This is a genomic window from Hyphomonas sp. (assembly GCF_041689225.1).
Classification (GTDB): Bacteria; Pseudomonadota; Alphaproteobacteria; order Caulobacterales; family Hyphomonadaceae; genus Hyphomonas.
Genome location: NZ_JBDNGN010000080.1, coordinates 1 through 8,168, shown reverse-complemented (window position 1 = coordinate 8,168; position 8,168 = coordinate 1). Strand labels below are relative to the sequence as shown.

Genomic DNA, 8,168 nt, shown 5'->3' with positions numbered 1-8,168 from the left:
TGAAGAGCGCCTGAACGATACGCTTGGCAAGACGTGGAGACAGGGCAGCGAGCGCCGCGACATAGGTTACCACACCGATCGGAACCAGCACCAGGATATGGACCAAGCCAGTCCACGTGTCAGGCAAAATCCCCATGCTGAACCAGACAATGAAACCCATGATGATCGAGGCGATGAGGGCACTGGATCCCGCGATTACTTGCCGGTGCATGGGGAATCCGATCGCCATCTTCACGGCGTAGGCGCCCAAAAACCAACTGACCATAAGCTGGGCCAGCAGCGCCCACGCGATCGCCTCGAGACCGATTTGAATGGTGGACACAACCGCAATGGCGGTCAGAACCGTGCCAATGATAGCTAATTTGAAATTCAGATCGACACGGCCAACACCATTCAAGACGCCTGAGTTGAACGCGGACGTCGGGGCGCGAAGCCCCATCAGCAAGAACACCTGAATCGTGGCGACTGCGGGCACCCACTGCTCTCCAAACACGACCGGAATGGCAATTGGCGCAATGACGCACCCACCAATGAAAATCGGATATGCAACCAGCGCAGCCAGTCGCATAGCCCCTTCGATCGCTCTGAACAGCATCGGCAGATCATTTTGCGCTTGAGACGCAACGGGCAAGGCGACCGCCGCAAAGGGCGTTACGAACGCCGACTTCGCTTGTTCGAGCAATCGCCCCGACATGTTGTACATGCCAAGCGCCGCTGGTCCCAACACGCCTCCAATCATGACCCTCGGAATGGCGCCGCCGAAGGCCTGCACCACTTTGGTCGTCAGATTTGTTGAATTGAAACGTGTGAGTTCATGCGTTTCGCTCCAGCTGGACTTGAATGAAGGCCGCCATTTCGCGAGCCAGGCGAACATCAGCAACCTGACCATTCGCCTCGAAATTTCCATCCAGACGAGCGCCCATGCGTCCCTCAGCACGACTGCCAGCCAGATGCCGACAACCGCAGCGCTTACCGTGCCAACGACGTCGACGATCGTGATTTCCTTGTAGCGGAGATCCCGCTGCAGGAGCGCTGCGGGCACCGAAGTGGCGGCGCCAATGATCAGGACGATCGAAAAAACACGCAAAATTGGAACGAGTTCTGGGTGGCTGAACCCGGCGGCAATGGCGGGGGCCAGCAAGCTGATGCCCAACCAAAAAAGCAACGCCAGCCCCAGGGATTGCATAAACACAGAATTCACATGTCCCACCGCCAAGTCCCGGCGCTGAACAATGGAATCGTTCAAGCTGCCCGAGGCGAAAATCTCAGGGATCGATAATGTCACGAGTGCCATTCCGAACACACCGAAATCCATTGGCGACAATAGCCGGGCTATGAAGACCAGAGACACCAGTCCCCCGACCATGCCGATCCAGTTGCCCATCGCATTCAAAACGACGGCCCGGCCTGCCCGTCTGAGCAAGCTTTGAGCCATCAGAGATGGCCCGCGCTCTGGCTTTCGTGCCGGTCGAGTGAGTGAGGACTTTTAGAAGTGATGGTCATAGAGGCCGCCCGTTTGAGCTTATTCATGATCAGATAATAGCTAACAGATTTCAAATATCTGATCTTTGTGAATTCCGACCGAACTCTCCAACGCAGGCCCCGCGCCAAAGAAGATACAATCTGTGCCCCGACCAATGATACGTCAGCAAGGTCGCACAGCTCGTCGATCAACATGGAATTCGTCAGAATTTCATCGCATCCATACTTTGACGCAAAAGCCGAGCGCAGCGCAACCGTCTCGGGCTTGGATAGTGGCGCCTCGCTCACACTTTCAGCTGCGCGCAAGTCCTTGATTGCAAGTTCCCATAGCTTCTTGCGGGCCATGACACTGGCGCGCCGCAAAAGGGCGTGCCGTTTGTTCAATGGATCGGATATGGACCGCCCATCACTCAAATATTCTTTCAGTTCGATTTGTGGATAGTAGTTGCGGAAGATCACTTTATCGAACTGAGACCAGGAAGAGTTTCTTTTCTTGGCCTGCACTTGCTCGGCTTGAGTCCCGCGAATGCCATCATGCACCCGTTGCTGAAACACGAATTCTTCGGTGGACACCGGCGTCCCGACCCGCGCAAGGCGGATCAGCATGTCGTAATCCTGCGACCGAACGAGGGTTTCGTCGAACGCACCGACGCGATCGTAGAGGTCCTTGCGAACCACCATGCCTTGCTGGTGGGCAAACATGTCGTCCAGCGTGGCGGTCAGGAATTCATCAGATTCGCAATTGGTCCAATAGCCCGTTCCAAGTAACCGCACTTCCCCGGACCCATCGACGGAAAAGCGCTCGTGGCGCCCGTAGGCCATGTCAGCTTCCGGATTGGCCTCGAGCAATCCAACAAGGGTTTCAAGAGCCTTTGGAGCAGCGAGGTCGTCATCATCAAAGATCCAGACGAGATCGCCTGTCACGTGTTTTAGACCGAAGTTCAAGGCAGCAGATTTGCCGGCATTGGACTTGGACAAGACGCGGACGCGTCCTTCATAAGCCTTCAGTTGCTCAAGCGTGTCATCGGTTGAGCCATCATTGATGATGATGATTTCATGTGCTGGACGGGTTTGTGCCAGAATCGATTCCAGACTTTCCAGCAGGAAGGCCGACCTGTTAAATGTCGGGATCAGGACCGTAACGTTAAATGGCTTCATTGTTCATTCCGACTCGTACCTTTGGGCCAATTTAAACACCTCGCCGCTATCTGCTGCGGCGTGGCACCGAACTTGCTCCCTGAGATCGTAGCAAATAACGCGCCAGTTCGCATTTCGATACGCAAATTTCACATATTGATTTCCGCAAAAAACAAAGGACCACCCAAGGATGAAAATCGCGTTCTTCGTCAATGCCTTCCCGATGATGTCAGAGGCATTCATTGCGAACAGCGCGGCAGCCCTGATTGATCTGGGCCACAGTGTCGACATTTTCGGAGTCGGAAACATCGCGCCGACGGGGCTTTCCGTCAAATCGGTTGAAGCGCACCATTTGGAGCAACGGACAGTCAATATGCGCTGGCCAACGTCACGCGTCGGGCGAGTTGCCGGCCTCCCAGGCGCCCTCGGTGCGATTGTGCGCAAAAACGGTGTGGCAGCGCTCGGCGGGCTTCGTCCGAACATCTATCGGCGCTCAATGCGCGATCTAACAGCCTTCTATCAAGCTAGCGCATTCGATGGCGACGCAGAGTACGATATACTCCATTGCCAGTTTGCCACGCTCGCGGAATGCGTCATCAAGCACCGCAAGGCGGGCTTCCTCAAAGGCCACATCGTCGTCAACTTCCGAGGATATGACATCTCGGAAACAGTCGCAGCCATTGGGCCACACGTGTATGATCATGTTTGGCCCGAAGCATCGAGCTATATTGCCAATTGCGACCACTTTCGCAGACGGGCCGTCGATCTCGGATGCCCGCAAGACCGGATCGACGTAATAGGCTCGGGCATCCGCCTCGAGAATTTCCCTTTTGAGCCGGCCACCGACCGTGAAGAAAACCACGTCCGGTTCCTCATGGTCGGCCGACTGATAGAAAGAAAGGGGTTCCAGGTCGCGCTTCGCGCGCTCGCCGAGTACTCTCGACGGACTGAAACACCGATAAAGATCGATATCGTTGGTGATGGCGCGATGCGCCCAAGTCTGGAAGCACTGGCCAATGATCTTGGACTTGGCGAGTCAGTCCAGCTTCACGGGGCCCGCACACATGCCGAGATTGCAGGCTATTTACGTCGTACAGATGTATTTCTTGCGCCCTCGATGACGAGTGCCAGAGGTGGACAGGACGCTCCGGTCAATACGCTGAAGGAGGCAATGGCGGTCGGTCGACCGGTTATCGGCACGATTCATGGCGGCATTCCGGAACTGGTCATCGAAGGCGAAACGGGCGTTCTGGCCACTGAAAACGACGTTGACAGCCTGTACGCTGCGATCGACCGCCTCATGGGCCAGAGGGCCAATTGGCCTCAACTCGTGACGCAGGCACGGGCAAAAGTCGAAGAAATGTATGATCTGGAGCGGGTAACCCAAAAACTCGTGGCGCTCTACGAACGCACAATCGCGAAGGAAAACGTACCATCAAAAACCTGACACGCGGAATCGCGACGAGGCTGGCAGGCACGGGTCTTGCTTTAATATTCCCTATCCAGTCGGTCTGCGTCCCCTGAGGCGTTACGATTTGGAACGATATCCAGTTTCACCGAAACAAGATTGATCAAATCTGTCCGGTGGGAAGGCCTGCGGGGGACCTGCCTCCAGAAGCCAGCATTACATTGTTACAGAGTGAAGGTTGGAAGATTATGGAAAGCCAAACGATCAAGACTGCGCCCGATGTCACGATTATCATGGTTCATCGCGACCGGTTCAGTCTTGCGGTCCAAAGCCTGAACCAGACCATCGCGGCCACTCGCGCCCCCTACAAGCTGCTCTACGTCGATGCGGGCAGCCCGCGTAAGGTGGCTGCTGAGCTGAAACGCATCTGCGATGAGAATGGCTTTCGCTACACGCGTTACGACGCACTCCTCAGTCCAGCCCAGTCAAGAAATCGCGGCCATCGCCTGGCCGACACCAAATACGTCGCCTTTGTCGAAAGTTGCACATTCGTTGCCGATAACTGGCTGGAGGGGCTGATCAGTTGCGCCGAAGAGACCGGCGCTGAAGTCGTCCAGCCGCTGATGTGCCAGGGAAAGCCCTTTCATACAGAGATCCACCAGGCCGGCGGCACCTTCGCAAAAGATATCGCCCTTTTCTTTCGGGGCGCCCCCGAGGATCACGTGATTTGCGACATCGAAATGCACCAGGGCAAGCAGGTCTCAGACGTACCACTCGCCCGAGCCGAAACTCAGGTAACCGAAGTCCACTGCTTACTTGTCAGGCGCGACACGTTTGAACGTTTCGGCGATTTCGATGAATCGATGCTGTCGACGAAGGACCATCTCGATTTCTCGATGACCGTCTGGAAGAATGGGGGTCGCATCATGCTTGAACCCGCGTCCGTCGCGACGTTTTATGTTCCGAATCGGCACAACCCTATTCAGATCTCCGACTATCCGTACTTCATCCTGCGCTGGTCGCCCAAATGGCAGGCGGACAGCCTCAATTACTTCAAGACGAAGTGGGGCCTCGAAGGCGATCCGTATTTCAAGAAACGAAACGACATTATCAGCTGGCGCTACCGTGAAGCCATACTGAAACCCTTTGCGCGGCGGATTCCGTTCGTCGGACACAGTTACAAGGTCCAGAAATTCGTAATGATGACGCTCGAACCGATCGTGGTTGCCTTTGGTTCTTGGCTGGCGAAGAATCACGAAAAGACTCTGGTCAAGGAGACCGCCCGCGCCACGCCGCACAGGGTCGGGAGCCCGGCCCACTCGCTCTGACGGGTATCTTACGCCTCGGGCGCTGGTGCGGCACTCGCAACCGCTAATGCAGGGCGTTGTATGGCGCCAGCCATCCGCCCATATTCAAGAATTGAAACGTCATGCAAGATTCCATCGCCCATACGCCAAACGTCACTGTCATCGTTTCCGCGAGGGAGCGATTCAGCTTGGCAATCCGCTCCTTGAATGCACTCATATCAGCGACACAGGAGCCGTACGGCCTCATTTATATTGATGCTGGCAGTCCTAAAGGCGTTGCGTCCGAACTGAAACGCATTTGCGCCGAGCAGGGCTTCACGTATCACAGGATCGACCACTACCTAAGCCCGGCGCAGTCCCGGAACCGCGGCCATCACATGGCCAACACAAAATACGTGGCGTTCGTGGAAAATGATGTCTTCGTTGCCGACAACTGGCTCACCCCCCTGATTGAGTGCGCCGAACAGACAGGCGCTGAAGTCGTGCAGCCCCTGATCTGCCAAGGCGCACCATTGCACAGCGAAATCCACCATGGAGGTGGCAATTTCACCAATGATTTCGACGGCTTCTTCAACGGCCCCGTTGACGCTCGTCGCCTCGCGGACCGCCACTTCCTGCATCAAGGCAAGCAGGTGGGCGATGTCGCTCTGGCGCGAAGCGAAACCCAGGTTTGTGAAACCCATTGCATGCTGGTACGACGCGACACCTTTGAGCGCTTCGGCGACTTTGATGAAAAGATGCCATATTCGAAGGATCACGTCGATTTCAGCATATCCGTATGGGCCAAGGGCGGCAGGATCATGTTGGAACAGACGTCCATTGCGACGGTCTGCCATCCGGACAGTGCCCATCCTTTGGAAGCGATGGATTTGCCCTTGTTTGTCCTGCGGTGGTCGCCGAAATGGCAGCGCGAAAGCCTCGACTATTTTCGCAAGAAATGGGGCCTGCAGGCTGACCCCTATTTCGATAAATACGCCAAGCAGAAGAATTGGCGCTACCATGACAATATCGTACTCCCGGTCGTGCGAAAGGTCCCCTTCGTCGGGTCGAGCCATAAAGTGCAGAAGATGGCATCTGTCGCAATGCTTCCCTTTGTCAGCGCCGTCGGCACGCGGCTGGGAAACAGGCATGCAACCCGCACCTCCAACTGGAACAGTCGCGAAATCCAGTAACCGGGCATCTCCGTCGATCTGAGCCTGCCCTCAGGGCAAACACGATACCGGTGATTGACACACCCACCAGGGGTAGAGTTCTCGACCGTAGCTCACGCGTCACGTTGTTCAATCCACAACTCGGGTTGCAGCGCCCTAGCAAGTGGTTTGACACTTGCATTCCTCTGGGCCATCAAGCGCATCGGGGACCCTCAATGCCAATATCTGACAGTGTTAAATTCATCGGGGACGTTACCGTGCATCATCCGGCGCTCGTCAACCTGTACGGGTGCGAGGTGCGTGATGGCAGCCGTATTGGGTCCTTTGTCGAGATCCAGAAAGGTGCTGTTATTGGCGAGCGCTGCAAGATCTCGTCCCATACGTTCATTTGCGAAGGCGTCACGATTGAAGACGAAGTATTCGTCGGCCATGGGGTAATGTTTACGAATGATCGCTTTCCGCGCGCAACGAACCTGGACGGCTCTGCCCAGAGCGAAGCAGACTGGACACTCGAATTCACAAGAGTGAGACGACAGGCTTCGATAGGTTCGAACGCGACAATCCTGTGTGGCATCACGATCGGCGAAGGCGCGCTTGTCGCCGCCGGAGCGGTCGTCACCGAGGATGTTGCCGATTTCGCAATTGTCGCTGGCGTACCAGCCAAGGTGGTGGGCGATGTCCGGAAAAAGTAAGAACATCAAAGGCACAATTGATCGCGGCCCCGCCGCCAAAACACGCAAAGGGCCCAGAATGAGCGCCGAAAAAGACCAGAAGAAAACCGTCAACATAGGCGTCGTGGGATACGGCTACTGGGGGCCCAACCTCGTACGCAACTTCTCCGAACTGAAAGATGCGCGCGTCCACACAGTGGCCGACCTCAATCCGAAAGTTCTCGAAATCGTCGCGCGCCGATTCCCGGCGACAAAGACCACCACAGATTTCCAGGAAATGATCCGCGATCCGGAAATTGATGCCGTGGCGATCGCTACCCCGGTCAACACGCACTTTTCGCTCGCCATGGCGGCCCTCAAGGCCGGCAAGCACGTCTGGCTCGAAAAACCCATGGCGGAGACGTCCCTTCAGGCACGTTCGCTGGTCGAGGAAGCCGAGAAGCGCGGCCTCATCCTGCACGTCGACCATACGTTCATCTACACTGGCACGGTCCGTAAGATTAAGGAGCTCGTTGACGCCGGCGAGCTCGGCAAAATCCTCTACTACGATTCAATACGTGTGAATCTGGGTCTGTTCCAAACCGACGTGAACGTAATATCTGATCTCGGCGTCCACGACTTCTCGATTCTTGATTACCTGTTTGATGAGCATCCGGTCGCCGTGTCGGCAGCCGGCATCAACCATTTCCCAGGTACGCCCGAGAACCTCGCCTACATCACGCTCTTTTACGAAAGCGGCCTGATCGCCCATGCCAACGTGTCCTGGCTCGCACCCGTCAAGGTTCGCCAGATCCTCATCGGCGGGTCAGACAAGATGATCACGTATGATGATCTCGAGCCGAGTGAAAAACTGAAAATCTATGATAAGGGCGTCACCCCCTCTGTCAGGGATGTTGTCCGCTGCTCTATTTTTCTCTAATTTTCAGGTGGGCGGGATAGGACAATGACGTGGGATACTCACCAGAACGAAAATCGGCCGTTTTGAAGCGGATGCTGCCGCCGAATAACTTGG

6 protein-coding genes and 2 pseudogenes are annotated in these 8,168 nt (G+C 55.9%); 6 read left to right on the top strand and 2 right to left on the bottom strand.

Going from position 1 to position 8,168, the window contains the following annotated elements:
• Both ACESNB_RS07525 and ACESNB_RS07520 read right to left on the bottom strand, forming a co-directional pair.
• Nucleotides 1–1,384: lipopolysaccharide biosynthesis protein (locus ACESNB_RS07525; RefSeq protein WP_373005890.1), on the bottom strand; the 1,384-nt coding region annotated here is incomplete at its 3' end.
• A 50-nt stretch (nt 1,385–1,434) separates the two neighbouring features.
• Nucleotides 1,435–2,640 carry a glycosyltransferase family 2 protein gene (locus tag ACESNB_RS07520; RefSeq protein ID WP_373005888.1) on the bottom strand — a complete coding sequence of 402 codons (1,206 nt, stop codon included), beginning with the start codon at nt 2,638–2,640 and terminating at the stop codon, nt 1,435–1,437.
• A gap of 430 nt (nt 2,641–3,070) precedes the next feature.
• Here ACESNB_RS07520 and ACESNB_RS07515 point away from each other — a divergent pair, with 430 nt between their 5' ends.
• The 6 genes and pseudogenes from ACESNB_RS07515 to ACESNB_RS07490 all read left to right on the top strand — a co-directional run.
• Entirely contained in the window at nt 3,071–4,066 is a 996-nt protein-coding gene (locus ACESNB_RS07515; RefSeq protein ID WP_373005886.1) for a glycosyltransferase, read from the top strand.
• A 209-nt stretch (nt 4,067–4,275) separates the two neighbouring features.
• On the top strand, nt 4,276–5,355 hold the full coding sequence (locus ACESNB_RS07510; protein ID WP_373005884.1) for a glycosyltransferase family 2 protein: 1,080 nt from the start codon (nt 4,276–4,278) through the stop codon (nt 5,353–5,355).
• Nucleotides 5,356–5,456: 101 nt separating this feature from the next.
• Nucleotides 5,457–5,804 (top strand): annotated as a pseudogene (locus tag ACESNB_RS07505) (glycosyltransferase family 2 protein); the annotation flags it as partial.
• Nucleotides 5,805–6,134: 330 nt separating this feature from the next.
• Nucleotides 6,135–6,506, top strand: coding sequence for a hypothetical protein (locus tag ACESNB_RS07500; protein ID WP_373005892.1), 372 nt, complete (start codon nt 6,135–6,137; stop codon nt 6,504–6,506).
• Between the two features lie 194 nt (nt 6,507–6,700).
• Nucleotides 6,701–7,177 (top strand): acyltransferase, encoded by a 477-nt coding sequence (locus ACESNB_RS07495; RefSeq protein ID WP_373005882.1) that lies wholly within the window; start codon nt 6,701–6,703, stop codon nt 7,175–7,177.
• Between the two features lie 58 nt (nt 7,178–7,235).
• Nucleotides 7,236–8,033, top strand: a pseudogene (locus tag ACESNB_RS07490) (Gfo/Idh/MocA family protein); the annotation flags it as partial.
• Nucleotides 8,034–8,168 lie beyond the last annotated feature (135 nt).

Coding starts and splice junctions, on each gene's coding strand:
- ACESNB_RS07520 (WP_373005888.1), bottom strand. CDS start 2,640: ATGAAGCCATTTAACGTTACGGTCCTGATCCCGACATTTAACAGGTCG.
- ACESNB_RS07495 (WP_373005882.1), top strand. CDS start 6,701: ATGCCAATATCTGACAGTGTTAAATTCATCGGGGACGTTACCGTGCAT.
- ACESNB_RS07500 (WP_373005892.1), top strand. CDS start 6,135: ATGTTGGAACAGACGTCCATTGCGACGGTCTGCCATCCGGACAGTGCC.
- ACESNB_RS07510 (WP_373005884.1), top strand. CDS start 4,276: ATGGAAAGCCAAACGATCAAGACTGCGCCCGATGTCACGATTATCATG.